Raw genomic sequence first — 26099 nt, forward strand, 5'->3', positions numbered from 1 at the left:
CTGCGCGTCAGGCTCCGTCGGCTCCGATTCCGGGGCCGGGCCCTCCGGGGTGTTCGTCATCGTCGTCCTTCCGGATCGTGCACAGGTGCTCGGCGGCCAAGCCCGCGGCGACCAACGCGACGCCGCCGCCGACGGTCGCCAGCACGACCCCCCACGAGCCTACCGACGGGACGACCGGGCGGGTCAGGACGAACAGAAGCAGTCCGACCGCGAAGCCGGCCGTCAGCGCGCCGACGATCGACGAGGCCTTTGCGAGCATCGCGATGCGCAGCGCCTGGAACGGGTCCGGCGACGCCCCGGTGCCCCGCGTGGCCCGTCGGACAGGTATGGCGAAAGCCACCACGGCCGCGCCCAGCAGCACCAGCAGGATCGGGAGCATCGCCGCGGGGGTGAAGGTCGGGCGGCCCGAAGCGGTCAGGAGCTGATCGACGAGGAACCCGGCGCCGGCGCCGAGGACGGCGACGACGAGGAGCACTCCGGCACCGGTGCGCTTCACGCCGACCCCCGGAGCCCGGAGAGCAGGTCGGCGACACGGCCGTGCCCGATCAGCTCGGCGTCGGGGTCGACGCTCAGCCACGGCTCGAGCACGAAGTCGCGGCCCGCGGCACGGGGGTGGGGCAGGGTGAGGGCGGGGTCGTCGGAGGTCATGTCGCCGTAGGCGATGAGGTCGAGGTCGAGGGTGCGATCCCCCCATCTCTCTCGGCGCTCACGGCCGTGGCGTGCCTCGATGACGTGGAGATAGGACAGGAGGATCGCGGGCGCCAGGCGCGTGGTCAACACGGCGACCGAGTTGAGGTACGCGGGCGCCTCCTCGTCCGGTCCAGCCGGTTTCACGGCCACCGACTCGATCGGCTCCGCGGCGCGCACCCGGTCCACCAGCGGCAGCCGCGCGAGGTCGCGTACGGCCTCGCGCAGCGTCTCGGCGCGATCGCCGAGGTTCGCGCCGAGCGCGACCACGGCGTCGACGGCGGGACGGGTCTCGTGGGGTCGGGGGTCGCCGATCCCCTGCGCCAGTCGCCGACTCATCGTGTCGGCCGGGTGCGGGTGACCCGCACCGAGACGTCGGCGAACGGCACGCGGATCGGCGCGTTCGGCTTGTGCACCGTCACCGTGACCGAACGAAGCCGCGGGTAGCGGGCGAGCAGATCGCGGGCGATCCGCGCGGCGACCGTCTCGATGAGGTCCACCGGGTCGTGTGCGACGAGGGCGACGACATGCTCGGCGACGTCGCCGTAATGGACGGTCTTGTCCACGTCGTCGGCGCCGGCGGCCTCCCGCACATCGAGACGCATCGTCACGTCGATGAAGAACTCCTGGCCCTCGCGGCGCTCGTGCGAGAGGACCCCGTGGTGACCGAAGACCCGTAGGCCGGTGAGGGTCAGCTCGTCGGTGTCGGTGTGGTCGCCGGAGGCATCCATCCGTTCACTCTCCTTCGTATGTGGCGATGCGCAGGGCATCGCGGGTCGTGGCGACGTCGTGCACGCGCACCGCCCATGCTCCCGCCTGCGCGGCCAGAACGCTCGTCACGGCGGTGGCCAGATCGCGGCGCGGCGTGTCGATCTCGCCGGTGGCCGACAACGCCTCGGTGAGGAAGCGCTTGCGGCTGGTGCCCACGAGCAGTCGTGGTCCGAGCGCGGCGACGCGGGACAGCCCGCGCAACAACTCCCAGTTCTGCGCGCCCCGCTTGCCGAAGCCGAAGCCGGGGTCCACGATGATGCGGGAGGGCGCGATGCCCGCCGCCTGCGCGACACGGACCCGCTCCGCCAGTTCCCCGACCACCTCCCGGACGACGTCGCCGTACACGGCTCGGGCGTACATGTCGGAGGAGTGGCCCCGCCAGTGGCCGAGGGCGATGTCGGCACCGGATGCGGCGACGGCGGCGAGCATCCCCTCGTCGGCCAGTCCCCCGGACACGTCGTTGACGAGCACGGCTCCCGCCTCGACCGCGGCGACGGCCGTCGACGCGTTCATCGTGTCGACGCTCACGGCCAGACCCGCCTGGGCGAGTGCGGACACGACCGGCAACACGCGGCGGCGCTCCTCGTCCGGTTCGACCCGGTCGGATCCCGGACGCGTCGACTCGCCACCGACATCCAGCAGGTCGGCCCCTGCCTCGCGCAACGCCATCGCGTGCGCGACCGCGGCGTCGGGATCCAGGAACCGCCCCCCGTCGCTGAACGAGTCGGGCGTGACATTGACGACGCCCATGATCACCGTCATCTCGGCACCCCCAGCAGTGCGAACAGTTCGGCGCGCTGCACCGGGTCGGTGAACGCCCCGCGCGCGGCGACGGTCACCGTCGACGCGTCGGGCTGACGACCCCCGCGCATCGTGACGCACTCGTGGACGGCGTCGATCACGACGAGCACACCCCGGGTGTCCAGAGCGCCGTCGATGGCGTCGGCGACCTGCTCGCCGAGCCGCTCCTGCACCTGCGGCCGCGCGGCGAGCACGTCGATCACCTTCGGCAGGGCACCGAGCCCCACGACCTGCTCGCCCGGCAGGTAGGCGACGTGCGCGTGCCCCCGGAAGGGCAGCAGGTGATGCTCGCACATCGATCGGAACCGGATGTCGCGCAGCATCACCGCACCCGACGGGAGCGTATCCGGGGCGGGGCCCCGCGAGACGCTGATGGTGTGCGCCAGCGGTGCGGCCGGGTCTTCGCCGACTCCTCCGAAGAAGTCGACGTAGGCGTCGGCGACCCGATCGGGGGTCAGTCTCAGTCCCGGGCGTTCGGGATCTTCGCCGATCGCCTCGAGCAGTTGACGCACGAGCGCGGCGACACGGTCACGGTCGACGGCCACGTGGCCGAGCCTACGCGGTCGCGGGACGCGCCTGACCGGACGGCCGGGGCTCCGTCGCCGATTCGGCGGCGGGCGCGGCGTCGGCCTCGGTCGAAGCCGCGACATCCACGGCGGACCGACGGACCGGCACGTCGACCGGCGGCAGCTGCGAGACGGGACGCTCTTCGCTGGAGAGCCACTGCGCGCGCGGCGGGAGCTTCTTGACGTCGCGGAAGATCTCGGCCAGCTCGAGGTGGTCGAGCGTCTCCTTCTCCAGCAACGCCAGGGCGAGCTTGTCGAGCACGTCACGGTTGTCGTTGATCACCTGGTAGGCCTCGTTGTGGGCCTGCTCGATGAGCCCGCGCACCTGCTGGTCGACGCGTTCGGCGATGCGTTCGCTGAAGTCCCGACCGTGCCCCATGTCGCGTCCCATGAACACTTCACCGGAGGACTGACCGAGCTTGACGGGTCCGACCTCCATGGTCATGCCGTACTCGGTGACCATCTTGCGGGCGATGCCGGTGGCCTTCTCGATGTCGTTCGAGGCGCCGGTGGTGGGGTCGTGGAAGACGATCTCCTCCGCGACACGTCCCCCCATCGCGTAGGTGAGCTGGTCTTGTAGCTCGTTGCGCGTCACGGAGTACTTGTCGTCCACAGGGAGGACCATCGTGTATCCGAGCGCCTTGCCACGCGGGAGGATGGTGACCTTGGTGACGGGGTCGGTGTTGTTCATCGCCGCCGCGGCGAGGGCGTGACCGCCCTCGTGGTATGCGGTGATGAGCTTCTCCTTGTCCTTCATGACGCGGGTGCGACGCTGGGGTCCGGCGAGCACGCGGTCGATGGCCTCGTCCAGGGCACGGTTGTCGATCAGTTGCGCGTTCGAGCGGGCGGTGAGCAGCGCCGCCTCGTTGAGCACGTTGGCCAGGTCGGCACCGGTGAAGCCCGGCGTCTTGCGGGCGACGACCTCGAGGTCGACCCCGTCGGCGAGCGGCTTGCCGCGTCCGTGCACCTCGAGGATCCGCTGACGGCCCTTGAGGTCGGGGGCGTCGACGCCGATCTGCCGGTCGAACCGGCCGGGGCGCAACAGCGCCGGGTCGAGGATGTCGGGGCGGTTGGTCGCCGCGATCACGATGACGTTGACCTTCGGGTCGAATCCGTCCATCTCGACGAGCATCTGGTTCAGCGTCTGCTCGCGCTCGTCGTGGCCACCGCCCATGCCGGCACCGCGGTGGCGTCCGACCGCGTCGATCTCGTCGATGAAGATGATGGCCGGGGAGCTCTCCTTGGCCTGGTTGAACAGGTCACGCACGCGACTGGCACCGACGCCGACGAACATCTCGACGAAGTCCGACCCCGAGATCGAGTAGAACGGCACTCCGGCCTCACCGGCGACGGCGCGGGCCAGGAGCGTCTTGCCTGTTCCGGGAGGTCCGTACAGCAGCACGCCCTTGGGGATGCGCGCGCCGACCGCCTGGAACTTCGCGGCGTCCTTCAGGAACTCCTTGATCTCGTCGAGCTCTTCGATGGCCTCGTCCGAGCCGGCGACGTCCTGGAAGGTGACCGTGGGGGTCTCCTTGGTGACCATCTTCGCGCGGGACTTGCCGAACTGCATGACCTTGCTGCCGCCGCCCTGCGCCGAGGAGAGGAGGAACCAGAACAGCACGCCCAGCAGCAGGAGCGGGATCATCAGGGACAGGAAGCCGTCGAACCACGACGGCTGGGGCACGACGTCGTTGAAGCCGTCGCTGGGGTCGGCGGCGTCGATGGCCTGCACGACCTCGTCGGCGCGCGCGTCGACGTAATAGAACTGCACCTCGGTGGCACCGTCGTACTCTTCGGACAGCGTCAGGTCGACCCGCTGGTCACCGTCGGTGTTGGTGACCTCGGTGACCGTCCCTCCGCCGAGCAGCTCGAGACCCTCTTGGGTGGAGACCTGCTTCGCGCCGCCCAGACTCGAGATCAACGAGAACCCGACGATCAGCAGCACACCGATCAGCACGATGTAGAAGAGCGGGTTTCGAGTGATCTTCTTGATGTTCATGGTGCGGGCGCGGCCCGATCCCTTTCGTCGGCGGCCGTCGGGCGGGCGTGGAGCCGCCTCAGCGGTTCGAACAGGCTATCGCTTGGCGCCTATGCCCCGTCTGTGCATTCGCCCACGGCGGAATGCACGGACGCCGATCAGGCGTAGACGTGCGGGGCGAGCACGGCGACATCGCGCAGGTTGCGGTATCGCTCGGCGTAGTCGAGGCCGTAGCCGACGACGAAGTCGTTCGGGATGTCGAAGCCGACGTACTTGCAGGGCACCTCGACCTTCGCGGCATCCGGTTTGCGCAGCAGCGAGAAGATCTCGATCGACGCCGCGCCGCGTGAGGCGAAGTTCTCCAGCAGCCAGTGCAGCGTCAGTCCGGAGTCGATGATGTCCTCCACGATCAGCACGTGCTTGTCGTGAAGGTCGGTGTCGAGGTCCTTGCGGATCTGCACGACACCGCTGGATTTGGTCGACGTCCCGTACGACGACACGGCCATCCAGTCCATCGGGGCGTGCATGGGCAGGGCCCGGGCGAAGTCGGCCATGACCATCACCGCACCCTTGAGGACTCCGACCAGCAGGAGATCCTTGCCGTCGTAGTCGACGGCGACCTGTGCGGCGACCTCGCTCAGCTTCTCCCGGATCTGCTCCTCGGTGACGAGGATGTCGGTCAGGTCATCGCTGATCTCGGCGGCGCGCATGGACTGATTCTAGAAGCTCGCGCGGTTCACTTCTTGCGGTCGCGCGCGGCCACCCAGGCGATGCTCCACAACGTGGCGTAGGCCTGCGCGACCTCCGACGACGGGGCGAACGCGGCGACCGGCTTGCGCTCGGACCCCATCCGCTCCACGAGGATGTTCGACGGGATCACCACCTTGCACATGTCCGGCTCCGCCGCCGGCAGCTCCTCCATCGCGGCGCGGTGGCTGCCCTTGCGTCGGTCGACCATCGACAGGAACGAGACGATCTTCGCGGGTTTGGACTCCGCGGCGATGACATCGCGCACCTGCTGCAGGGACCGTGCCGACAGCGGCGCCGGCACCACCGGCAGCACGACGAGATCGGCGGCACGGATGACGTTCTGCGCCAGCAGCGAGGCGCCCGGCGGGCAATCGAGGATCACGACGTCGTAGTCGTCGGCGAGCGGACCGAGCGCCTTCTGGATGCGCTGGGTCGAGTGCTTGGCGGCGTCGAGGGCGAGTTCCAGGTCTCGGTAGCTGTCGTCGCCGGGGAGCACGTCCAGGTCCTGGACGTCGGTCTCACGCACGGCACGCGCGATCTTGCCCTTGCCGCCCAGGAGCGCCTCCGCCCCGCCCTTGAGCTTCGGTTTGACCTCGAGGAGGAACGTCGCCGCGCCCTGCGGATCGAGATCCCACAGCAGCACCCGCTGGTCCTTCGCCGCTTCGTACGCCAGGTTCACCGCCGTCGTGGACTTGCCCACTCCGCCTTTGACGCTGTACACCGCGATGACCTTCACGAGCGTCACCCTAACCGTGAGAGGGCTCCCACGTCACGGGTCCGCCCCGTACCGTCGCGCATTGTTCACACCGCGGTGAAGGCGATGCGGTCCCCGACACGGCGTGCGCGGCATCCCGGCAGATCGATCGGTCCCTGCCCCGACCAGTCCGTCACCAGCCGCGCCACCTCGAGGGTCTGCACGCGACTCAGGCTCGCCCCGAACTCGCTGGCGACGACCAGCCGGATGATGCGGTGGCGGATCGCCGCCGGGTTCGCCGCGAGAGCCGGAGCCGAGACCGAGATACCCGCTTCGGCGTGCTCGACGATGTCTTCGATGGTCTCGCCGATCATCTCGTCGAACGCGTCCGCATCCTCCCGGAGCTGTTCGGCGGTTCGGGCCAGCGCCTCGGCGACGCCCGGCCCGAGCTCCCGCTCGAGCACCGGCAGCACCGTGTTCCGGGTGCGCACACGCGCGAAACGGGGGTCGGCGTTGTGCGGGTCGTCCCACGGCTCGAGCCCCTGGGCCGCGCATGCGGCCCGGGTGGCGGAGCGCCGCAGCGACAACAGCGGACGCACCAACGGGACCCCGTCGAGATCCGACATCGGCGCCATCCCCTTCAGGCTCGCTGCGCCGGAGCCGCGTGCCAGGCCCAACAGCACGGTCTCGGCCTGATCGTCGAGGGTGTGCCCCACCAACACGGCCGCCCGGCCGCGTTCTTCGGCCACGGTGCGCAGTGCGCGGTAGCGCGCCTGCCTCGCCGCCGCCTCGACACCGCCGACGGTGTCGACGTCGACGACCACCACCCGGGCCTCGAGACCGAGGGAGCCCGCCGTCCCGGCCGCGCCCGCGGCCACCTCCGCCGAGCTCTCCTGCAGCCCGTGGTCGACCACGACCGCGGTCGCCGACAGATCGGATCGCCGCGCCTCGAACGCCACCGCAGCGGCAAGCGCCAGGGAATCGGCCCCACCCGACAGGCCGACCACGAGCGGGCGGGCCGGGTCGAGCCGCGCGAGCGAGGCGCGCACCGCGCGGCGCACGTCGGCGACGGCGGGATCCAGGCTCGGTCGATGAGACATGCGGCAACGGTACCGGGCGGGGCGGCATCCGCGGGCGTCCGCGGCGCCTCGGGGACTCCGCCCGCGCGACTAGGCTGGTCGCGCATCCACACGTCTTCCGAAGGAGCACCAGCATGGGCGCTTACGACGCCGTCATCGAGATCCCCCGCGGCAGCCGCATCAAGTACGAGGTCGACCACGGGACCGGCCGTGTCTACCTCGACCGCATCCTCTACACCCCCATGGGCTACCCGGCGAACTACGGGTTCTTCGAGAACACCCTCGGCGAGGACGGCGACCCGCTCGACGTCCTCGTGCTCCTGGACCACGACATCGCCCCCGGCGTGCTCGTCAAGGCGCGTCCGGTCGGCGTGCTCAAGATGAGCGACGAGGCCGGCGGCGACGACAAGGTCGTGGCCGTGGTCGCCAAGGACCCCCGCTGGGAGCACATCCAGGACGTCGACGACGTCCCTGAGTGGACCCAGAAGGAGATCGGCCACTTCTTCGAGCACTACAAGGACCTCGAGCCCGGAAAGTGGGTCAAGGTCGACCAGTGGGCCGGCGCCACCGAGGCCGAGCGTCTCGTCGACGAGGCGTTCGCCCGGTTCGCCGCGCACGAGGGCGAGACCCGCACACAGGGCGAGGGCGAAGCGCCCACGTCCCGCTGACAGCGACGGAGACCACATGGCGCGACGCGGCGCGGTGCGACGACGCATCGCCGTGGTGAGCGACGCGATCGCGTCGCGCCTGTGGCCCGTGCCGCTCATCGCGGTGATCGGTGCCGTGCTGATGGGCCTGGCGCTGCCGGAACTCGATCGCGCCGTCGACCCGTCGCTTCCCGACGTGGTGACGGCGTTCGTCTTCTCCGGCGGCACCGATGCGGCGCGTGCCGTCCTGTCGGCCATCGCCGGTTCGCTCATCACCGCGACGTCGCTGACGTTCTCTCTCACCGTCGTGGCGCTGCAACTGGCGAGCAGTCAGGCCTCACCGCGCCTGCTGCGGATGTTCGCGTCGGACTCGATGGTCCAGGGCACCCTCGCGGTGTTCCTCGGCACCTTCGCCTACGCCCTCACGGTGCTTCGCACCGTCGAGAACGCCACCGACGACCTCGACGCCTTCGTGCCCCGCATCGCGGTGACCGTCGCCTCGGTGCTCACTCTCGCCAGTGTCGTGGTGCTGACGTTCTTCCTCGCGCACCTGGCGCGTCAGCTCCGGGTCGAGACGATGATGCGCGACGTCCACCGGGAAGCGGCGCGGACGATCACCCTCCTCGCCGGCGCCCGTCCCGGACGACCCTCCCCGACCCCGGTCGAGCCCGACCACACGCACACGGTGTTCGCCGCGCGATCCGGGTTCCTCACCGGCGTCGACCGGGCACGGCTGGTCGAGACCGCACACGAGCACGGAATCGTCGTGGCAGAGATACGCGCTGTGGGTTCGAGCGTGATCTCGGGAACCCCGCTGGCGCGCTGGTGGCCCGCGGGTGGTTCTCGTGGCCCGCGCGCCACCGATGACCGGATCGCCTCCGACATCGTGGCGTGCTTCACGAGCGCCTACGAGCGGACACCCGCGCAGGACGTGGGCTTCGGACTGCGCCAGCTCGACGATGTCGCCGGACGCGCCCTGTCCGCGGGTGTGAACGATCCGACCACGGCCATCCACGCCCTCAGCCACATTTCCGCCCTGTTGTGCGACCTCGCCGGGCGTGAGCCCCGTCCCGATGCCTACGCCTCGCCCGACGGCGTCGCGCGGCTCATCCCCGTCGGCGACGACTTCGCCGAGCTGCTGGACGTCGCGCTCGCCCCGATCCGGCGCGACGCCGTCGGTTCGCCGGACGTGCAGGCTCGGCTGATCGGCGTGATCGAGGACATCGCGTGGCATGTCGAACGCGACGATCAGCGCGCCGCGCTCACCGCCGAGCTGGAGCGCATCGAGGCCTCGGTCGACGCGTCCGATCTCGACGGCTTGGACGCGTCGCGACTCGCGGCGCTCGCCGGGCAGGCCCGGTGGGCGATCGATCGTCGATGACGATGGCCCCCTCGACGGCGGGCACGGCGGCGCAGATCGTCAGACGCCGATGCCCCGCGCCGACATGAAGCTGATCGGGTTCACCGGTGATCCGTTGATGTACGTCTCGAAGTGCAGGTGGCATCCGAACGAGTTCCCCGTGTTGCCCTCGGCGGCGATGGCCTGACCGGCGCTGACACGCTGCCCGTAGCCGACCCAGATTCCGCCGGATTGGATGTGCGCGTAGCCGGTGCCGATGCCGCCGCCGTGGTCGATCTTGATGTAGTTGCCGTAGCCGCCGTTGTATCCGGCGTAGACGACCGTGCCTGCCGAGGCCGCGTAGATCGCCGACCCGCAACCGGACGCCAGGTCGACACCCGCATGGAAGCTCGATGAACAGTAGCTGGAGCCGCACTGCGACGTGCGATAGCCGTATCCGGAAGTCCGCCACCCCGACGAGGGCCGGGCCCACCCGGACCCGACGACCGATCCGCCGCTCCCGGAGCTGCCGGAGCTGGAGCCGCCACTGGATCCGCCCGAGCTGCTCCCGCCCGAGTTGTTGTTGGCCGCCGCCTCAGCTTCCCTCGCGAGCCGCTCGGCTTCGGCACGGGCCCGCGCCTCGGCCTCGGCCTTTCGCCGTTTCTCCTCTTCGACGCCCGCTTTGTAGTCGGCGATGGTCTGTGCCGTCTCATCCTCGAGGGCGGCAAGCTGTGCCTGCAGGGTCGACAGGTTCGACTCCTGGGCGGCGAGGGCCGCCTCGGCGGCATCCGCCTTCTCTTGGGCCTCCACCATCTTCTCTTCGGCGATCTTCTGCAGTCGGTCTCGCTCTTCGCGCGCCACCTCGGCCTGGTCGGAGAGGCTCTGGGCGGCGTCGCGTGCGGTGACCGCTTCGCTGTAGACCGTCTGGTTTCGCTCGAGGAGCTTGTCCATCGTGCCCAGGCGCGCGAGGAGGTCGTCGGCGGACGCGGCCGAGTCGGAGAAGAACAACTCCAGCGACGTGTCGTCTCCGCCGTTGCGATACAGCTGAGCGGCGACCCGGCCGGCCTTGTTCGCGGCTTCGTCGGCCGCCGCGGCCTGCTCATCGGCTTGCGCCTGCAGCTCATCGGCCTTGAAAGACGCCTCGAAGAAGGCCTGCTGGGCCTCGTAGAACTCGTTGGAGGCGGCCTCCGCCTCGGCCTGCGTGCGGGCGACCTCCGCTTCGAGGCTGGAGATCAGGTTGCGGATCTTGGTGACCTCGGCGGCCTTCGCCGCCTCGTTCGCCTTCGCCGCCTCGACTTCGTCCCACGAAGGGTAGCCCTCGATCGCGATGGCGCCCGGCGAGTACGCCATCGACGAGAAGGCGAGGAACCCCAGGGCTCCGAGTGCGCCGATCCCGATCGCGGCGCGACGGTTGACCGACGGCCACAGCCGCTTCTTCTCAGCCTCGGTGGGCGCGCAGCCGCAATCGACGTCGCTCTGCTGGGCGTCCACGGATCCTCCTCACGGGGCGGTCAACGTTGATCACAGTAGCAACACGAGTCACAACCGCAACAGAGGTGAACCGATTCCCGCCCGTCGACCCTCCCCCGCCGCGGACGGAACGCCGGTCCGACGCGCCGCGAATCGGGCTTTGAGGGCCCGATTGGCGTTTCCGCGGAATCTCTCTTATGCTTGAGCGTCGGTAAGCCTGAGCGCCGGGTCGCAAGATCAGGGGTTCACTCGGCCCCATCGTTTAGCGGCCTAGGACGCCGCCCTTTCACGGCGGTAGCACGGGTTCGAATCCCGTTGGGGTCACTTTCCGGCACAATTGAATAAGCATGGCCCTGTAGCGCAGCTGGTTAGCGTGCCGCCCTGTCACGGCGGAGGTCGCGGGTTCAAGTCCCGTCAGGGTCGCTCCAAGCGACGGGCCTTCTTTCGAGGAGGCCTTTCGTCTAGGACGCGGCAGACATGTCGCGCGGCTCTGTAGCTCAGTTGGTAGAGCGTTCGACTGAAAATCGAAAGGTCACCGGATCGATGCCGGTCGGAGCCACAAGAACCGTCGTTACAACGGTTCCAGAAACCCTCGCCTAGCTTCTACATGGCGGGGGTTTTGCTTTTCCCGGGTGAGGGACGACACGCAAGCCCACCCCGGCCGCTCATGCGCGGGTAGCGCGCCGCGTCACCGCAGCAAAGGCCGTCGCGGTCGTCGCACCGAAGACAAGGTGCGCCGAGAAGTCCTTCATCAGCGTTGCCGCATCGTATGTCCAGATCGGACGGTAGACCCCCATCATCGGAAGGACGACATACGATGCGATCCAGGCGACAGGCCCGAGCGCCACGGCGACGACGATCGGACGCGGGAGGAAAGCACGGGCCATCGCGTACGCAACCCCCCAACTTGTTCCGGTCCCCCAGTGCACGACGTTCGTTGCCGTTCGCGCCCAGCAATCAGGCGGGGTCTTGCGCAGAACAGTCGTGAGGACCTTCTCTCCCACCTCACCCGGCGCGGATACCGTCTCCCACGATGTGGTGTCCTCCGCGAACTCCCACTGCGCGAACGTCTCGGCGCCCCCTCCGCGGCGATAGCGCCGGAACCACAGGATGTCCATCGCGAGGGTACCCAGCGCTCCGGCGGTCACACCCGCGACAGCAAGCTTGATGAGTCTCATGATGGCATCCTTCCGGCGGAATGGGGCGACACGGCAAGGCGCCTCTGCCCGAACGGGACATACGCTACTGCACCCCGCTCGTGCCGACACGACCCTCTCTACCGTTCGGGGCCTCCTGGCGAATCGCCCCGACCCCACGCGGCCGAACCGTCACGTCCGCGGACCTCGAGCACCCGCCAGGAACGCCCCCGCTGCCAGCACAGCGCACGATGCCATCACCACACCCAACGGAACAGTCGACTGCTCCCCCGCGAGGCCGACCAACGGGGAGACGACCGCGGCGAAGCCGAACTGGGCCGCGCCGAGCGCCGCCGAGGCCGCACCGGCCGCACCGGGCACGGCGCCGAGGGCGAGGGCCGTCCCCGGACCCATGACGCCGCCGAGGGAGGCCACGGCGACGAAGATCGTCACGGCGAGCCATCCGACCGGCGCCCCCGCAACCGACACCACCAGAGTCGCCACCGCACCGACGACGACCCCCGCCACACCGAGACCGAGCACCTTCTCCGTCGACAGCACACGCAGCAACCGGGTCGCCGCGACACTCGCCGCCGCCAACCCCAGGGCGTTCACCCCGAACAGAACACCGTAGGCCACCGCGTCGAGGCCCATGACCTCCTGGTAGAGGAACGGAGAGGCCGAGATGTAGGCCATCATCGCGGAGAAGGCGAACACGAATGTCGCCGCCGGCGACAGGAACGCCCGCGAGCGCAGCGCGGCCGCCCCGGCCCCGCTGCGCTGCGCTCCGCGTCGATGGGGCGGGAGGGATTCGGGCACGACGAACCAGGAGCCGAGCAGCATCACCACGGCGAGGACGACCAGCACCGCGAGCACCGCGCGCCATCCGACCAGGTCCACAATGAGGCTCCCGGCGAGCGGCGCGACCACGGGGGCGATTCCGCCCACGATCATCATCAAGCTGAACGCGCGCGCGGCAGCCTTCCCGCGTTCCAGGTCTGCGATCACCGCGCGACCGAGCACCATACCGGCGGCCCCCGCGAGACCCTGGATGAACCGCGCTGCGATCAGCAGTTCGATCGTCGGGGCCAGAACGGCGCCGACACTGGCCACCACGAACAGCACCGCGCCGGCCAGCAGCGGTCCTCGACGGCCGAGACGGTCCGAGACCGGGCCGAAGACGAGCTGGCCGCCGGCGAGGCCCACGAGGAAGCTCGTGAGGGTGAGTTGGATGCTCGTGGCCGATACGCCGAGGTCATCGGCCATCTGCGGGAACGCAGAGAGATAGAGGTCGGTCGAGAACGGGGCCACGCTGGCGAGCAGAGCGAGCACGAGAAGAAGCGGGGGCCTGATGCCGGTTCGATGAGCGGTCTCCGTCATGCCTGTTCCTATCAATCGATAACTATCAACGGATAACGATATACCCTGAGTACATGGAGCCCGACCGACCCTCACCCCTCTTCTCCGTCGCCGACCTCGTCCTCGCCGTCTCACGGCAGCTGACACAGTTCGACGACCGCTCGGGCGACATCACTCCACTCGAGACCACCGTGCTGCGACACGTGGACCGCCATCCGGGGGTGAGCGCGGGCGTCGCCGCGCGCGCGACACTGCTTCCGCCGAGCAATTTCAGCCGCGCCGTCCGCAGCCTGGAGGCGAAGGGCTACGTCCGCCGAGAGCCCGACCCGGCGGATGCGCGCACCGTGCGCCTCCACCCGACCGCGAAAGCGGCGGCGAACCTCGAACGCCTCGACGCGACATGGAGCAGCCTCCTCGGCGGCATCCTCGACGACGCCGAGATCACCCGGACGATAGCCGCCCTCGAGCGGATCGAGGCCTCCCTCGCGGAGCGCGGCGGAGCATCCTCCGACCTCTGACCGACCAGGCCCCGCCGGCGCAGAACGAAACCCGTGGCACCCTGCTACCCCGGATGACCACCTCGATCGAGCCGGCCCTCTCTCAGTGGCCGCCCACGAGCCCGTCGGGTACCGGTACCTCTCGCGTTGCGAGTGCGTCCCCGATGTGCAGCACGTCGGCGAGCTCCTCGATCACCCGACGCGCAGCCTGCAAGTCGACGGCCTCGACACGGGCCACGAGCCGCGACTCCACCTCCGCTCGCGCCTCCCGAGCGGCGGCGACGGCCGCCCGACCGCGGGAGCTCAGACGGACGAGCTTGCGACGGGCATCGCTCGGGTCGGGCGCCGACTCCACGTAGCCGCGCCGTTGAAGCTCACCGACGGTCTGGGACATCGCCTGTTGGGTGACTTCGAGCGACCGCCCCAGATCCGAGATCGACTGCGGGCCCGTCAGGAGCCGCTGGAAGACGTACCCGTGACGGAGATGGAGACCCTCGAAGCCGCGATCGACCAAGTGCTCGCGGACATGCCCGTCCACCGCTGCGCCGACCACGGAGACGAGTGCGGAGACGTTGACGTGAACCATACTCACAAGCATACTTGTGGGTATGGTTGCTCCGTCCACCGACGAACCCTCTGCCGTGATCGCCCGGTACTTCGATGTCGTGGGAGACCTCGCATCCACCGAGGCCGATCTGCGAGCGATACTCCACCCCGACGCGGTCTTCCGGGAGCTCCCGAATCCGATCTCTCCGCATGGCCACGAGCGGACGGTCGACGAGACCGTAGAGGGGTTCCTCGCCGGAAAAGCCAGGTTGACGGCGCAACGGATCGACATCCACGAGATCGTCGGAGGGGGCGAGCGCTTCGCAGTGCGTTCGACCTGGCGAGGAACGATCGGCGACACGGAGATCGTCGCCCACATGGCAGGTTTCCTGACGGTGCGTGACGGACTGATCGTCGAGCACGACACCTACGACTGCTACGAACCCTTCACACTCGCCGGCTGACCGTCGCCGCTTGACGCACGAGGCGAGCCGGGAGCACCGCGAGAGCTCGTGCGCGACGACCCGTCGCACCGGTTCGCCCCGATCGGCGGCCGCACGCAGGGAGCCGGCGCTACGCCTTCAGATCGGGGAAATCGCCCTCGTGGAACTCCAAGGCACCGCGGACCCCGGCGCGCAATTCCTCGCGCTCCCGCAGCTCGACACGGCGGATCTTGCCCGAGATGGTCTTCGGCAGTTCGCCGAACTCCACGCGACGCACGCGCATGTACGGCGGCATGTGCTCGCGCGCGTGGGCGAGGATGCTGCGCGCGGTCGCGGCGTCCGGCTCGGTGCCGCTCGCGAGATGCACGTACGCCTTGACCACGTTCAGGCGCACCGCATCCGGGGCGCCGATGACGCCGGCCTCCGCGACGGCCGGATGCTGCAGCAGGATCGACTCGACCTCGAACGGCGAGACCTTGAAGTCGCTGGCTTTGAACACGTCGTCGGTGCGGCCGATGAAGGTGAGCGCCCCGTCGGCACCGCGGACGGCGACATCCCCGGTGTGGAACCAACCGCCCTCTTCCACCGCCGCGGTGCGCTCGCGGTCACCGGCGTATCCGGTCATGAGATTCACCGGTCGTCGGGGAGTGAGCGGCAAGCAGATCTCCCCCTCGTCGCCGACCGAGCCGCTGACCGGGTCACGCAGCGCGACGTCCACGCCCGGCAGCGCCCGACCCATGGATCCGGGCGTGATCGGCACACCCGGGGTGTTGCCGACCACCGCGGTCAGCTCGGTCTGCCCGTAGCCGTCGCGGATGTCCAGTCCCCACCACCGTCGGATCGTGTCGATCACCTCGGGATTGAGCGGTTCGCCCGCGGACAGCAGCTCCCGCAACGCCTTCGGCTTGGTCTCCAGGTCGGCCTGGATGAGCATGCGCCACACCGTCGGCGGCGCGCAGAACGTGGACACGCCGGCGCGGTCGAGCTGGTCGACCAACGCGACGGGATCGAATCGGGCGGAGTTGTACACGACCACCGTCGCCTCGGCGATCCACGGGGCGAAGAACAGGCTCCACGCGTGCTTGCCCCAACCGGGCGCGCTGATGGTCATGTGCACGTCGCCGGGGCGCACCCCGATCCAGTACATGGTCGACAGGTGTCCGACCGGATACGACACATGCGAGTGCTCGACCATCTTCGGGCGTGAGGTCGTCCCCGAGGTGAAGTAGACGATGGCGGGGTCGTGCGCCTCGACCACGACGCCCGGGGCGGCCTCCGACGCCGCATCGGCGTCGGAGAAGCTGTGCCAGCCGGCGCGGTCCGCCCCGACAACGACGCGCACGAGGTCTCGGTCGAACGCGTCGAACTTCGCCGCATCCGCATCGTCGGCGATGACCGCGCGCACGTCGGCCCGGTCGAGCCGCTCGGCCAGATCCTCGGCCGACAGCACGATCGAGGTCGGCAGGATCACGGCGCCGATCTTCATGATCGCCAGCATCGCCTCCCACAGCTCGACACGGTTGTCGAGCATCAGCATCACCGCGTCGCCCTTGTCGACACCCCGAGCTCGGAGCCAGTTCGCCACACGGTCGGATGCGCGTCGCAGCTCGTCGAAGGTCCGTGACTGTTCGGCGCCGTCCTGTTCGATCACGCGCAACGCGACGGTGCCGTTGCCGTCGGCGATGACATCGAACCAATCCACCGCCCAGTTGAAGTGCCCGCCGACATCGGGCCACGTGAACGCGGCGTGGGCCGCTTCGGGGTCGTGGGCGTTGGCGAGGAGGAGGTCGCGCGCTTCGCGGAAGGCGCGACCGGCTGCGGTTTGGGGGGGCATCGGATCTCCTGTGACGGCGTCGCTCGGATCACCGAGCACGGGTCGCCCCAGTCTAGAAGCGCGCCCGAGGGCATCCTGCGGGATCCGAGCCGCCTGCCGCGGAGTGTGTGAGGCTGTCGCATCGACCGCGGCGCTGGCGGCCGCCCCTCCCGCGCCCCCCCTTCGCCGCCGGCGAGGCCGAGCAGGCCCGTTCGCGGCCGCGTACGAGGGGCGCACGGTGCAGTTCGTCCACGACGGTGACCTCGTCCGCGTGTACGTCTACGACGAGGACGAGTCCCCCGGGTGACCCCCGACGACGCGGAGAACGGAGCGGAACCTCGGCGCGCACGCGCGCGGGAACGTCCCGCTGCGCTGAGAATTCGCGCAAGAGCGACCCGCGACCGCAGATGCTCCGCCAAAGTGGACCCATGACAGCCCCGGAGCGCAGGCCCGTCATCTCGGCCCGCGACGTCCACAAGTCCTACGGCCGCGGCAGCGCCCGGTTCGATGCGTTGCGCGGGGTGAGCCTGGACATACACACCGGCGAGAGCGTGGCTGTGGTGGGCAAGAGCGGCTCGGGAAAATCCACCCTCATGCACGTGCTCGCCCTCATGGATGCACCGACCTCCGGCCGGGTGGACCTCGACGGGGTGGACACCGCGACCCTGCGCGGACGCACCCTGAACCGCACCCGGAACACGACCTTCGGATTCGTCTTCCAGCAGTTCTTCCTGACGCCGAACACCACGGTGCTCGACAACGTCACCCTGCCGTTGAAGATCGCCGGGGTCGGGGCACGCGAACGACGACGCCGCGGAGCTGCGGCCCTGGCCCAGCTGGAACTGGCCGACAAGGCACGGAACCGCGCCACCGACCTCTCGGGAGGGCAGAAGCAACGCGCGGTCATCGCTCGCGCCCTGGTCAACGACCCTCGGATCATCTTCGCCGACGAACCCACCGGCAACCTCGACTCGACCACCGGCGGAGTCGTCGAGGACATCCTCTTCGACCTCAATCACCGACACGGCATCACCCTGATCCTCGTCACCCACGACGATGACCTCGCCGCGCGGTGCGACCGACGGTTGCACATCAAAGACGGCGTCTTCGTCGATACGGAGGCGCCGGCATGAGAGCGCCCACCTTGGTCGCCACGGCGGTCCAGAACTCGTTCCGATCGAAGACGCGCACCCTCCTCACGGTGCTCGCCGTCTTCATCGGCGCCTTCACCCTCACCGTCACCAACGGCCTGGGCACGGGGGTCGGACGCTTCATCGACGACACCGTCGCCGCCATCGGCGCCGACGGTGTGCTCACGGCGACGAAAACGAGCGAGAACCCCGCGGCCGGCTTCAGCGACGAACCGATCGAATACGACCCGGATGTCGTGAACACGACCGTGCCCGGCGCGCCCGATGGAGCCCCCGGCGCGACCACCGGGGTGGTGGCCATGACCCCCGACGACATCGCCGAGCTCGAAGCGGTCGAAGGGGTGGACCGCGTCGAGCCGACCAAGGGCGTCTCGGCGGACTTCATCCGCTACGGCGAGGCGGGCACCCCGTATGTCACGGCCGTCGAGAACACCGTCCCCGGCCAGGAACTCCAGATGGCCGCCGGCACCGAGCCCTCGCGCGACTCCACCGAGCCCGAAGTCGCCATCCCCGTCTCCCTCGTCGAACCTCTCGGTTTCGACGATGCCGACAGCGCGGTCGGCGAGACGGTCACGATCGCCGTGACCGACGGCTCACGCACGCAATACCTCCTCGATGCCACGGTCACCGGCGTGGTCGAAGAGACCTTCAGCGCGGGGACGACGACCATCCCGAACGCCGTCGCGACCGACGAGCTGTTCGCGCTGCAGAACACCGGGGTGCCGGAGGAGGACTTCGACCGGTACGCCACGGCGAGCGTGTTCTTCGATCCGGAGGCGACCGAGGAGGAGATCGAGGCGCTGAAACAACGACTCGAAGACGCCGGATACACGGGGCAGTCGGTCGCCGATCAGCTGGGCGCGTTCGTCGCGGTCATCGACGGGATCGTGCTGATCCTCAACGCCTTCGCCATCATCGCGCTGATGGCCGCCACCCTGGGAATCGTCAACACGTTGCTGATGTCGGTGCAGGAACGCACGCGCGAGATCGGGCTCATGAAGGCGATGGGGATGGGGTCCGTGCGCGTTTTCGCCCTGTTCAGCTTCGAGGCGATGTTCATCGGATTCCTCGGCAGCGCACTGGGCGCCGCCGTCGCCATCGCGCTCGGCACCACGGTGAGCACCCAGCTCGCGGCGGGGCTGCTCGCCGACCTCCCCGGCCTGGAACTGTTCGCGTTCGACCCCGTGTCGATCGTGATCACCACGGCGGTCGTGATGTTCATCGCGTTCCTGGCCGGGACGCTGCCGGCGGCCAAGGCGGCCGCAGCCGACCCGGTGGCGAGCCTGCGCTACGAATGACGCGGCCCTGCAAGTCAGACGAGGGAGACGTCGACCTGCAACTCGGTGGCGACGGCCTCCAGCGCCGCACGCACCGCTGCGGCATCTCCGCCCACCGGCATCCGCGCGGTGAACGTGGCCTCGAAGAGCCGGCCCCCGGCCATCGCGGCATCCCGGGTCTCGGTCGAGAGGTGGTCGATGCTCAGTCCGTGCGACTCGAGGGCGGCGGCGAGCTCGCGCACGATGCCGGGACTGTCGTTGCCGAGCACGGTGAACGACAGGTCGACTCCGGAGCGTTCGGCCGCGTGCGGGTTCTCGTGCACGGCGACGGTGAGGGTCCCGTCGAGCGCCGAGAGCGCGGCACGTAACTCCTCGGCGGCGAAGTCGGGCACGACCACCTCGACGACGCCCGCGAACGTCCCGGCCAGTTCGGCCAGTTCGCTGCGCTCCCAGTTGCCGCCGTGTTCGGCGATGGCGCGCGAGACGGAGGCGACGAGACCGGCACGGTCGTCGCCGACGAGGGTGAGCACGAGCACGGTCACGCGCCCGATGCTACTCGTCGCTCCCCCCGCGCGACACCGGGTCGCATGCGCGACCGCACCCCCGGGGAGCGGTCCATTCACTTCTCCGGACCCTGCGTATGCCATCATGCGCACCATGGATCAGGTCGACCAGTGGGACATCGCCGTCGAGACGGCACTGCGGGAGCGAGACCTGCCGTGTGTGCGCGCGTTGCTCGACGAGCGTGACGCGGCAGAGGTGGCGAGTCTGCTCGAGCGAGAGGACGCCGCCGACCGTGCGGTGATGTACCGCCTCCTCGACCGGGACAAGGCGCTCGAGGTGTTCGAGCTGCTCGATGCGGGGATGCGGGCCGAACTGTTCCAGGGGCTGCGCGATGAGGACGTCGCCCAGGTGTTCGAAGAGCTCGACCCCGATGACCGCGCGCAGCTGGTCGACGAGCTCCCCGCCGGGGTGGCGGGCAAGCTCATGCGGGGCCTGTCTCCGCACGAGCGAGAGCTGACCGCGCCGATCCTCGGATACCCGAAGAACGCCATCGGCCGGTACATGAGCACCGAGTTCGTCCGCCTGCTGCCCCACTTCACCCTCGGAGACGCGCTGACCCATGTCCGCCACCGCGGCGGCGAGGCCGAGACGGTGTACATGCTGCCGGTCACCAGCGAGCACCGTCGCGTGCTGGGGGTCGTCGGTCTGCGCGAGTTGATCACCGGCCGATCCGATCAACGGGTCGAAGACATCATGGTCGACGCGCGGGTGGTCCGTGCCACCGACGACGCCGAGGCCGCCGCCCGGCAGGTCGTCGACGCCGGGCTTCTGGCGGCACCGGTCACCGACAGCCAGGACCGCATCGTCGGGGTGGTGACCGTCGATGATGCCGCGCGCATCCTCGAAGAGGCCGAAGACGAGGACGCCGCCCGGCAGGGCGCGTCCGAGCCCCTCGGACGCCCCTACCTGGCGACCCCCGTGTTCGGGATCGTCAAGTCCCGGGTGGTGTGGCTGCTGGTCCTGGCCGTGTCGGCGCTGCTGACCGTGCAGGTACTCGACGTGTTCGAAGCAACCCTCGACAAGGTGGTGACGCTCGCGCTGTTCATCCCGCTGTTGACCGGGACAGCCGGCAACACCGGTTCCCAAGCGGCGACGACGGTCACCCGCGCTCTGGCGATGGGCGAAGTATCCAAACGCGACGTGCTGGCCGTCGCCTGGCGTGAGGTGCGCGTCGGTGCGATCCTCGGGGCCCTGCTCGGCACGCTCGGCTTCGCGCTGGCCGGCTTGGTGTTCGGCCTCCCGTTCGGCATCGTCATCGGCTCGACGCTCCTGCTGATCTGCACCCTCGCGGCCACCGTCGGCGGGTGCATGCCGATGCTCGCCCGCCTGGTCCGCGCCGACCCGGCCGTGTTCAGCACGCCGTTCATCTCGACCTTCTGCGACGCCACGAGCCTCATCATCTACTTCGTCGTGGCCACCTGGGTACTCGGGATCTCCTGAGCACCCCGGCATCCGCCTCCGCCTCGGCTCCGAACAACCCGCAGCGGGGGAGGTCCCCGACGGATGAGGGGATGAGATGCCATCGACACGCATGCCTGTACGCGCATGGCTCTGGAGCGCGGTGTCCGGACTGGTCGGGGGAGCATCGTTCCTGGCTGCGGCGGAGCTCGTCGCTCTCCTGGTCGCCCGTGGGGCCAGTCCCGTGCTGGCGGTCGGGTCGTTCATCGTCGACGTGGTACCGCAACCGCTGAAGGAGTTCGCCATCGCCGCCTTCGGCGAGCACGACAAGATCGTGCTTCTGATCGGGATCGGCCTGGCCGTCGCGATCGCGGCGGCCATCGCCGGCATCCTGCAGTACCTGCGGGCGCCGCTCGGTGTCGCCGCCTTCGTGCTCGCCGGCATCCTCGCCACCGCCGCCACGGTGACCCGCGCCGGGGCGTCGGCGCTCAGCGCCCTGCCACCGGTGATCGGCACCGTGGCGGGATCGATCGTGCTGATGCTCTTGGTCAACCGGCTCCGCCGCTGGATGGTGTCCGCACCCGCGGGCGACGTCTCCGTGAGCGCGGCGGTCGACTCCCGCGGCATGGACCGCCGCGGCTTCTTCCGCTTCGGCGCCGTCGCCGCCACGGCGGCCGTCATCGTGGGCGTGGGTGCGCGCGCCGTGAGTGCGGCGTCCTCCTCGCTCGGCGCCATCCGGGAGGAGCTCGCCCTGCCCGAGCCCCGCGCGACCGTGACGATCCCGGAGGGGGCGAGCTTCGACATCGACGGGCTCTCCCCTCTCATCACCCCCAACGCCGACTTCTATCGCGTCGACACGGCCCTCACGGTGCCCACGGTCGATCCGTCCACGTGGCGCCTGGTCGTCGACGGCATGGTCGACGAGCGCGTCGAGCTGAGCTTCGACGATCTGCTCGGCATGGGCCTCGACGAGTACGCCGTGACCCTCACCTGCGTCTCGAACGAGGTCGGCGGCGGTCTCGTCGGCAATGCCGTGTGGCTGGGCGTCCCGATCCGAGACGTGCTCGCGCGCGCGGGCGTGCAGGGCGAAGCCGACATGGTGCTCTCGCGCAGCGTCGACGGCTACACCGCCTCCACCCCGCTCACGTCCTTGGTCGACGAGGGGATCGATGCGATCCTCGCGGTCGGGATGAACGGCGAGCCGCTCCCGGTCGAGCACGGCTTCCCCGTCAGGATGGTCGTTCCCGGCCTCTACGGCTACGTCTCGGCGACGAAGTGGGTCACCGAGCTCACGGTCACCACCTTCGCCGAGGACGAGGCGTACTGGACGCCGCGGGGGTACAGCGCGCGGGCCCCGATCAAGTTCTCCTCGCGCATCGACACGCCGCGCACCGGGTCGCCCGTGGGGGCCGGCACGGTGCCGATCGCGGGCATGGCCTGGGCGCAGACGGTCGGCATCTCGCGGGTGGAGGTCAGCGTCGACGACGGCCCCTGGCAGCAGGCGACCGTGTCGACCCCGATCAACGACGACACGTGGGTGCAGTGGTACCTCGAGTGGGACGCCGAGCCGGGCACCCACTACATCGCGGTACGCGCGGTCGACCGCGACGGCGACGTGCAGACGCAGGAGCGCGCTCCCATCGCCCCGGACGGGTCATCCGGCTGGCAGCGGGTCCTCGTGACAGTCGAGTAGCCCCGGCCCCCATGCCCATGCCGCGCAGCCTGCGGCGGCTCTGGGTGGGGCCTCGGCGGACCCGCGGGCGCATTCCGCGAAGGGAATGCGCCCGCGCGCATTGTGCAAGACTGCCCCGGTGAGGTCCTCGCGCATCCCCGCCGCTCTTTCCGTCGCCACACTGATCGTCCTCGGGCTGAGCGCCTGCACCTTCGGCGACCCCGATCCCGCCCCCACCCAGACGGCCGCGGCACCCGCCGCTCCCGATCCCTCCCCGTCGCCCTCGGCGTCGGAGACGCCACGCCCGACGGCATCTCCGACGCCGACGACCTCCCCCGCCACGCCCGGCGGCGGAGGTTCAGGAGGGGGCGCCCCGGGCGGGTCCGGTGGCGGGTCCGGCGGGTCCGGCGGGTCCGGCGGCGGGTCCGGCGGTGGGTCCGGTGGCGGCACCCCGACGCCGGCACCCACCTCGCGACCGACCCCCTCTCCCGAACCGACCCCGACTCCGACCCCGGTCGTGCCGCCCGCGTGCGCGACGGCCGCCACCGACCCCGGCATCCCGGTGATGGACTTCGGGTCGATCGCCGAATACTCGACCGTCGCACGTGCGCAGGGCGAGGACTGCACCGGGTTCCGGGCGTACCTGTCGACGGGACTGCCCCAGTACGACTCGCAGTCGTTCGAGTTCTTCGGCCATCTCGTCGAAGACGATGGGGAGATCGCGTCGATCGCGCTGATGTCCCAGGGCAACACCGTCGTCCCCGGGCTGCAGGTGCCGTGGCTGACGATGGAGGAGGCGGGTCTGATCTACAACCGTCTGTCGCTGGATCAGGGCCCGTCGTTCGGCGGGATCGATGGACTGGCCGGCATCACCGTGCCCACCACCATCACCTACGACCCGTGGAACATCCACGTCGAGCAGACCGAGACCGGGCACCCGACGCAGACCATCGACATGCGCGTGGTGTCCGGGGCGGTGGGCGCGGTCGGCGCCGTGTACGAGTTGACGGTCGCGGTCGAGGCCGCGGTTCCCGGATCGTCCACCACCGAGCCGGCGGAGCTGACGATCACGGCGGAGGACCGCACCGGGATCATCCAGTGGGGATACGGACCCAACGGCTTCTTCCCGCTGTGGATGTTCGACGGCGACCCGCTCCCGGCCGCGGACGGAGCCATCCCGACCATCGACCAGCGGACCCCGATCATGGACGTCTACGGCGGGGACATCGGCGCCTACCTGGAGGCCACCGGCGACCCGATGACCGGCCAAGGCTCCCAGTACTACTCGATGCCGCTGGTCGAGGTCCGCGAGTGGTCGGTGACCATCGGCTCGTCCTACGTCGCCCGTGGCACGGACGGTCTGCTCTTCTTCGACAACCTCACCGAGACGTACAACGACTCCGCGCAGTACATCGTGAAGAACGGGTACGAATGGACCGAGTTCTCGGTGCAACTGCCGGACAGCCGGCAGGGGATGCTCATCGCGACCACCGGGCAGGCCGAGGTCGGCGATCTGCACTACGCGATGATCGGCGGCGCCGGCTCCACCGCATCGGCCAACGGCACGCTCGAGCCGACGGCCAACTGGCCACAGGGGGCGATCAGCATCACCCCGACCGCCGACACATGGACCTCGCCGGGAAGCTGCTACGTCTACCACCTGACGTACGACGTCACCCTCGCCGGGTCCGAGACCCGCCCCGCCGCCGACCTCACCTTCCGCGCCGCGGCGCAGAACCAGGAGCTGGTCGCCCTGAAGCGCGCGGTGTACGAGGGGCTGTTCACGTACGAGGGCACGCTGGGCGGCGAAGAGGTCAGCGGCTACGCGTGGGGCGAGATCCAGGGCGAGCCCCCCGCGGGCGACCCCACCCCGCCGCACTGCGGCTGAGGGGCGGCTACAGCTCGCCGGGAGCGGACGCGAGGTCGTCGATCTCCTCGACGATCCGCCGGCCCACCGACGGCGCGCCCGCCTTGCGCGGTGCGTAGACCACCAGAGAGTGGAAGACGAACCGCACGAAGAACGCGAGCACGAGGGTGATTCCGGTGGCCAGCACCGCCGAGACGTGCCAAGACTCCACGAGCAACGCGACCAAGGGGATGCGCACGAGGGCTTCGGCGTTGTTGAAGCCGAACGACTTCGCGAAGCGCATCCAGCCACCGGATGCGGCACCTCTCATGTCGTGGAAGACGAAGCGTTCGATCAGCAGGAAGTTGCCGATGATCGTCACCTCGGCCGCGATGATCGCCGCGACGAGGTAGTCGACGCCCATCGCGGTCAGCGCCCACACGATGACGAGGTTCGCGATCGCGCCCACCCCGCCGATGATCGCGAACAGCGACATCTTGCCGAATCGCAGAGCCGTCAGCTGTGAGAGGAAGTGGACGCCCTGACGCACGGACGCCTTGGAGTCCCCGGCGTGGCGGTCGGCGAAGGTGAAGGGCACCTCCGCGACACGCAGCGGCTTGCGCGCGAGGATCTCCAGCAGGATCTTGAATCCACGCGGACGCAACGTCTCCGCGTCGATCGCGCGTCGGTCGAGCACGAAGAACCCGGTCATCGGGTCCGAGACGTCCCGCAGCCGCACGGGGAACATCGACTTGGTGACCGCGGTCGAGACCTTCGAGACGAACACCCGCGTCTTGTCCGCGAAACCCGCTTCGGCCCCGCCGGACTGGTAGCGCGAGGCCACCACGACATCCGCATCCCCCTCGCCGAACCGATGCCACAGGGTCGGGATGTCCTCGGGCGGATGCTGCAGGTCGCCGTCCATGACGAGACAGACATCCGACTGCGCGGCGGCGAAGCCTTCGACCACGGCCCCGCCGAGGCCGCCGGTGCGCTCGTCGCGATGGATCACCCGCAGCGGGATGGTGGTGGTCTCCGCGAGGGCCCGGACCACGTCCGGGGTGTCATCGGTGCTGTCGTCGACGACGATGACCTCGGCGTCGATTCCCTCGACGGCATGCTGGATCCGCCCAACGAGTTCGGCCATGTTGGGCGCCTCGTTGAACGTCGGCACGATGATCGAGAGCTGCATCCCGACCCATCGTCCCATGTCCGGCGCCACCACCGTGCCGCGGGATTACGCTGGTTGCTATGACTTCCCCCATCGATTCCTCCACGATCACGATGTTCGGTGCCGACTGGTGCGGCGACTGCCGTCGCACCAAGGCGCAGCTGGACGGCCTGGGTGTCGAGTACACCTACGTGAACCTCATCGAGACGCCCGATGCCGCCGACGTCGCGCGCGACATCTCGGGTCGCACGAACATCCCGGTGGTGGTCTACCCCGACTCCTCGCACCACGTCGAGCCCTCCAACGCCGACGTCGAGGCGAAGCTCCGCGAGCTTTCCCTCATCTGAGGCCCGGTTGACCGCGGCCGTTCACCGCGGTGCCGTTCGATAAACGCCGAACGCCCCGAAACATCGCGCAACGCGTGGTTTCTCGGGGCGTTCGGGG

General features: G+C 69.7%; 27 protein-coding genes and 3 tRNA genes. 14 read left to right on the forward strand and 16 right to left on the reverse strand.

Annotated elements, in window-relative coordinates; all coding sequences use genetic code 11:
* Positions 1-7: 7 nt before the first annotated feature.
* From ABD204_RS02880 to tilS, 9 genes are all read right to left on the reverse strand, one after another.
* Positions 8-496 carry a DUF3180 domain-containing protein gene (locus ABD204_RS02880; protein WP_194423188.1) on the reverse strand — a complete coding sequence of 163 codons (489 nt, stop codon included), beginning with the start codon at positions 494-496 and terminating at the stop codon, positions 8-10.
* Positions 493-1026: a 2-amino-4-hydroxy-6-hydroxymethyldihydropteridine diphosphokinase gene (folK, locus tag ABD204_RS02885; protein WP_194423189.1), complete on the reverse strand. Its 534-nt coding sequence runs from the start codon at positions 1024-1026 to the stop codon at positions 493-495. Before folK ends, ABD204_RS02880 begins: the two co-directional genes overlap by 4 nt.
* Positions 1023-1418, reverse strand: a complete 396-nt coding sequence (gene folB / locus ABD204_RS02890; protein ID WP_194423190.1) for a dihydroneopterin aldolase — start codon at positions 1416-1418, stop codon at positions 1023-1025. Before folB ends, folK begins: the two co-directional genes overlap by 4 nt.
* Before the next feature lie 4 nt (positions 1419-1422).
* Positions 1423-2220 carry a dihydropteroate synthase gene (folP, locus tag ABD204_RS02895; RefSeq protein ID WP_194423191.1) on the reverse strand — a complete coding sequence of 266 codons (798 nt, stop codon included), beginning with the start codon at positions 2218-2220 and terminating at the stop codon, positions 1423-1425.
* The gene (folE, locus tag ABD204_RS02900) at positions 2217-2804 is read right to left on the reverse strand and encodes a GTP cyclohydrolase I (protein WP_194423192.1); all 588 of its coding nucleotides are present in this window, start codon (positions 2802-2804) and stop codon (positions 2217-2219) included. Before folE ends, folP begins: the two co-directional genes overlap by 4 nt.
* Positions 2805-2814: 10 nt before the next feature.
* Positions 2815-4824 carry an ATP-dependent zinc metalloprotease FtsH gene (ftsH, locus tag ABD204_RS02905; protein ID WP_194423193.1) on the reverse strand — a complete coding sequence of 670 codons (2010 nt, stop codon included), beginning with the start codon at positions 4822-4824 and terminating at the stop codon, positions 2815-2817.
* 137 nt (positions 4825-4961) lie between these two features.
* Positions 4962-5513, reverse strand: a complete 552-nt coding sequence (gene hpt / locus ABD204_RS02910) for a hypoxanthine phosphoribosyltransferase (protein ID WP_194423194.1) — start codon at positions 5511-5513, stop codon at positions 4962-4964.
* 26 nt (positions 5514-5539) lie between these two features.
* Positions 5540-6289, reverse strand: coding sequence for a ParA family protein (locus ABD204_RS02915; RefSeq protein WP_194423195.1), 750 nt, complete (start codon positions 6287-6289; stop codon positions 5540-5542).
* Between the two features lie 65 nt (positions 6290-6354).
* Positions 6355-7347 (reverse strand): tRNA lysidine(34) synthetase TilS, encoded by a 993-nt coding sequence (gene tilS, locus ABD204_RS02920; RefSeq protein ID WP_194423196.1) that lies wholly within the window; start codon positions 7345-7347, stop codon positions 6355-6357.
* Positions 7348-7460: 113 nt separating this feature from the next.
* On the opposite strand from tilS, the gene ppa reads away from it, so the two are divergent.
* Together ppa and ABD204_RS02930 are read left to right on the forward strand one after the other, a co-directional pair.
* Positions 7461-7994: an inorganic diphosphatase gene (ppa, locus tag ABD204_RS02925; RefSeq protein WP_194423197.1), complete on the forward strand. Its 534-nt coding sequence runs from the start codon at positions 7461-7463 to the stop codon at positions 7992-7994.
* Positions 7995-8010: 16 nt separating this feature from the next.
* Positions 8011-9354, forward strand: a complete 1344-nt coding sequence (locus ABD204_RS02930; protein ID WP_194423198.1) for a DUF2254 domain-containing protein — start codon at positions 8011-8013, stop codon at positions 9352-9354.
* Positions 9355-9393: 39 nt separating this feature from the next.
* On the opposite strand, the gene ABD204_RS02935 is transcribed toward ABD204_RS02930, so the two are convergent.
* Positions 9394-10803, reverse strand: a complete 1410-nt coding sequence (locus ABD204_RS02935) for a peptidoglycan DD-metalloendopeptidase family protein (protein WP_194423199.1) — start codon at positions 10801-10803, stop codon at positions 9394-9396.
* 230 nt (positions 10804-11033) lie between these two features.
* On the opposite strand from ABD204_RS02935, the gene ABD204_RS02940 reads away from it, so the two are divergent.
* The 3 genes from ABD204_RS02940 to ABD204_RS02950 all read left to right on the forward strand — a co-directional run bounded on the left by ABD204_RS02940 (position 11034) and on the right by ABD204_RS02950 (position 11341).
* Positions 11034-11106: transfer RNA gene (locus tag ABD204_RS02940), tRNA-Glu, on the forward strand.
* 25 nt (positions 11107-11131) lie between these two features.
* Positions 11132-11205, forward strand: a tRNA-Asp gene (locus ABD204_RS02945).
* 63 nt (positions 11206-11268) lie between these two features.
* Positions 11269-11341 (forward strand) — tRNA-Phe (locus ABD204_RS02950).
* A 106-nt stretch (positions 11342-11447) separates the two neighbouring features.
* Here ABD204_RS02950 and ABD204_RS02955 read toward each other — a convergent pair.
* Positions 11448-11960, reverse strand: a complete 513-nt coding sequence (locus ABD204_RS02955) for a hypothetical protein (RefSeq protein WP_194423200.1) — start codon at positions 11958-11960, stop codon at positions 11448-11450.
* A 150-nt stretch (positions 11961-12110) separates the two neighbouring features.
* Entirely contained in the window at positions 12111-13298 is a 1188-nt protein-coding gene (locus ABD204_RS02960) for a multidrug effflux MFS transporter (RefSeq protein WP_194423201.1), read from the reverse strand.
* A gap of 53 nt (positions 13299-13351) precedes the next feature.
* On the opposite strand from ABD204_RS02960, the gene ABD204_RS02965 reads away from it, so the two are divergent.
* The gene (locus tag ABD204_RS02965) at positions 13352-13795 is read left to right on the forward strand and encodes a MarR family winged helix-turn-helix transcriptional regulator (protein ID WP_194423202.1); all 444 of its coding nucleotides are present in this window, start codon (positions 13352-13354) and stop codon (positions 13793-13795) included.
* An 82-nt stretch (positions 13796-13877) separates the two neighbouring features.
* Here ABD204_RS02965 and ABD204_RS02970 read toward each other — a convergent pair whose 3' ends face one another.
* Complete coding sequence (locus ABD204_RS02970; protein ID WP_194423203.1) at positions 13878-14360, reverse strand: MarR family winged helix-turn-helix transcriptional regulator; 483 nt, start codon at positions 14358-14360, stop codon at positions 13878-13880.
* A 22-nt stretch (positions 14361-14382) separates the two neighbouring features.
* On the opposite strand from ABD204_RS02970, the gene ABD204_RS02975 reads away from it, so the two are divergent.
* A complete protein-coding gene (locus ABD204_RS02975) occupies positions 14383-14784 on the forward strand; it encodes a nuclear transport factor 2 family protein (RefSeq protein ID WP_194423204.1) in 402 nt (133 codons plus the stop codon).
* A gap of 109 nt (positions 14785-14893) precedes the next feature.
* Here the strand turns inward: ABD204_RS02975 and ABD204_RS02980 are convergent, their stop codons facing one another.
* A complete protein-coding gene (locus ABD204_RS02980) occupies positions 14894-16597 on the reverse strand; it encodes an AMP-binding protein (protein WP_194423205.1) in 1704 nt (567 codons plus the stop codon).
* A 103-nt stretch (positions 16598-16700) separates the two neighbouring features.
* Here ABD204_RS02980 and ABD204_RS02985 point away from each other — a divergent pair, with 103 nt between their 5' ends.
* The 3 genes from ABD204_RS02985 to ABD204_RS02995 all read left to right on the forward strand — a co-directional run bounded on the left by ABD204_RS02985 (position 16701) and on the right by ABD204_RS02995 (position 19025).
* Positions 16701-16883 carry a hypothetical protein gene (locus tag ABD204_RS02985; RefSeq protein WP_194423206.1) on the forward strand — a complete coding sequence of 61 codons (183 nt, stop codon included), beginning with the start codon at positions 16701-16703 and terminating at the stop codon, positions 16881-16883.
* 121 nt (positions 16884-17004) lie between these two features.
* Positions 17005-17709, forward strand: coding sequence for an ABC transporter ATP-binding protein (locus ABD204_RS02990; RefSeq protein ID WP_194423207.1), 705 nt, complete (start codon positions 17005-17007; stop codon positions 17707-17709).
* Positions 17706-19025 (forward strand): ABC transporter permease, encoded by a 1320-nt coding sequence (locus ABD204_RS02995; protein ID WP_194423208.1) that lies wholly within the window; start codon positions 17706-17708, stop codon positions 19023-19025. The genes ABD204_RS02990 and ABD204_RS02995 overlap by 4 nt, the downstream gene beginning before the upstream one ends.
* 14 nt (positions 19026-19039) lie before the next feature.
* Here the strand turns inward: ABD204_RS02995 and ABD204_RS03000 are convergent, their stop codons facing one another.
* Entirely contained in the window at positions 19040-19546 is a 507-nt protein-coding gene (locus tag ABD204_RS03000; RefSeq protein WP_194423209.1) for a glycine cleavage system transcriptional repressor, read from the reverse strand.
* Positions 19547-19661: 115 nt separating this feature from the next.
* Between ABD204_RS03000 and mgtE the strand changes: the two genes are divergently transcribed.
* The 3 genes from mgtE to ABD204_RS03015 all read left to right on the forward strand — a co-directional run bounded on the left by mgtE (position 19662) and on the right by ABD204_RS03015 (position 24526).
* The gene (gene mgtE, locus ABD204_RS03005) at positions 19662-21008 is read left to right on the forward strand and encodes a magnesium transporter (protein WP_194423210.1); all 1347 of its coding nucleotides are present in this window, start codon (positions 19662-19664) and stop codon (positions 21006-21008) included.
* A 76-nt stretch (positions 21009-21084) separates the two neighbouring features.
* Positions 21085-22659 carry a molybdopterin-dependent oxidoreductase gene (locus tag ABD204_RS03010; RefSeq protein WP_194423211.1) on the forward strand — a complete coding sequence of 525 codons (1575 nt, stop codon included), beginning with the start codon at positions 21085-21087 and terminating at the stop codon, positions 22657-22659.
* Positions 22660-22777: 118 nt separating this feature from the next.
* Positions 22778-24526 (forward strand): lipocalin family protein, encoded by a 1749-nt coding sequence (locus tag ABD204_RS03015; RefSeq protein WP_194423212.1) that lies wholly within the window; start codon positions 22778-22780, stop codon positions 24524-24526.
* A 7-nt stretch (positions 24527-24533) separates the two neighbouring features.
* Here the strand turns inward: ABD204_RS03015 and ABD204_RS03020 are convergent, their stop codons facing one another.
* The gene (locus ABD204_RS03020) at positions 24534-25676 is read right to left on the reverse strand and encodes a glycosyltransferase (RefSeq protein WP_194424204.1); all 1143 of its coding nucleotides are present in this window, start codon (positions 25674-25676) and stop codon (positions 24534-24536) included.
* A 59-nt stretch (positions 25677-25735) separates the two neighbouring features.
* On the opposite strand from ABD204_RS03020, the gene ABD204_RS03025 reads away from it, so the two are divergent.
* On the forward strand, positions 25736-26002 hold the full coding sequence (locus ABD204_RS03025; protein ID WP_194423213.1) for a glutaredoxin domain-containing protein: 267 nt from the start codon (positions 25736-25738) through the stop codon (positions 26000-26002).
* Positions 26003-26099: the final 97 nt, after the last annotated feature.

Origin of the sequence: Microbacterium aquimaris, from assembly GCF_039531285.1 — a bacterium.
Classification (GTDB): domain Bacteria; phylum Actinomycetota; class Actinomycetes; order Actinomycetales; family Microbacteriaceae; genus Microbacterium; species Microbacterium aquimaris.

Coding starts and splice junctions, on each gene's coding strand:
- mgtE (WP_194423210.1), top strand. CDS start 19,662: ATGGATCAGGTCGACCAGTGGGACATCGCCGTCGAGACGGCACTGCGG.
- folK (WP_194423189.1), bottom strand. CDS start 1,026: ATGAGTCGGCGACTGGCGCAGGGGATCGGCGACCCCCGACCCCACGAG.
- ABD204_RS03020 (WP_194424204.1), bottom strand. CDS start 25,676: ATGCAGCTCTCGATCATCGTGCCGACGTTCAACGAGGCGCCCAACATG.
- ABD204_RS02980 (WP_194423205.1), bottom strand. CDS start 16,597: ATGCCCCCCCAAACCGCAGCCGGTCGCGCCTTCCGCGAAGCGCGCGAC.
- ftsH (WP_194423193.1), bottom strand. CDS start 4,824: ATGAACATCAAGAAGATCACTCGAAACCCGCTCTTCTACATCGTGCTG.
- ABD204_RS02965 (WP_194423202.1), top strand. CDS start 13,352: ATGGAGCCCGACCGACCCTCACCCCTCTTCTCCGTCGCCGACCTCGTC.
- ABD204_RS02960 (WP_194423201.1), bottom strand. CDS start 13,298: ATGACGGAGACCGCTCATCGAACCGGCATCAGGCCCCCGCTTCTTCTC.
- ABD204_RS02990 (WP_194423207.1), top strand. CDS start 17,005: ATGACAGCCCCGGAGCGCAGGCCCGTCATCTCGGCCCGCGACGTCCAC.
- ABD204_RS03025 (WP_194423213.1), top strand. CDS start 25,736: ATGACTTCCCCCATCGATTCCTCCACGATCACGATGTTCGGTGCCGAC.
- hpt (WP_194423194.1), bottom strand. CDS start 5,513: ATGCGCGCCGCCGAGATCAGCGATGACCTGACCGACATCCTCGTCACC.
- folP (WP_194423191.1), bottom strand. CDS start 2,220: ATGACGGTGATCATGGGCGTCGTCAATGTCACGCCCGACTCGTTCAGC.
- folB (WP_194423190.1), bottom strand. CDS start 1,418: ATGGATGCCTCCGGCGACCACACCGACACCGACGAGCTGACCCTCACC.
- ABD204_RS02975 (WP_194423204.1), top strand. CDS start 14,383: ATGGTTGCTCCGTCCACCGACGAACCCTCTGCCGTGATCGCCCGGTAC.
- tilS (WP_194423196.1), bottom strand. CDS start 7,347: ATGTCTCATCGACCGAGCCTGGATCCCGCCGTCGCCGACGTGCGCCGC.
- ppa (WP_194423197.1), top strand. CDS start 7,461: ATGGGCGCTTACGACGCCGTCATCGAGATCCCCCGCGGCAGCCGCATC.
- ABD204_RS03010 (WP_194423211.1), top strand. CDS start 21,085: ATGCCATCGACACGCATGCCTGTACGCGCATGGCTCTGGAGCGCGGTG.
- ABD204_RS02995 (WP_194423208.1), top strand. CDS start 17,706: ATGAGAGCGCCCACCTTGGTCGCCACGGCGGTCCAGAACTCGTTCCGA.
- ABD204_RS02955 (WP_194423200.1), bottom strand. CDS start 11,960: ATGAGACTCATCAAGCTTGCTGTCGCGGGTGTGACCGCCGGAGCGCTG.
- ABD204_RS02970 (WP_194423203.1), bottom strand. CDS start 14,360: ATGGTTCACGTCAACGTCTCCGCACTCGTCTCCGTGGTCGGCGCAGCG.
- ABD204_RS02930 (WP_194423198.1), top strand. CDS start 8,011: ATGGCGCGACGCGGCGCGGTGCGACGACGCATCGCCGTGGTGAGCGAC.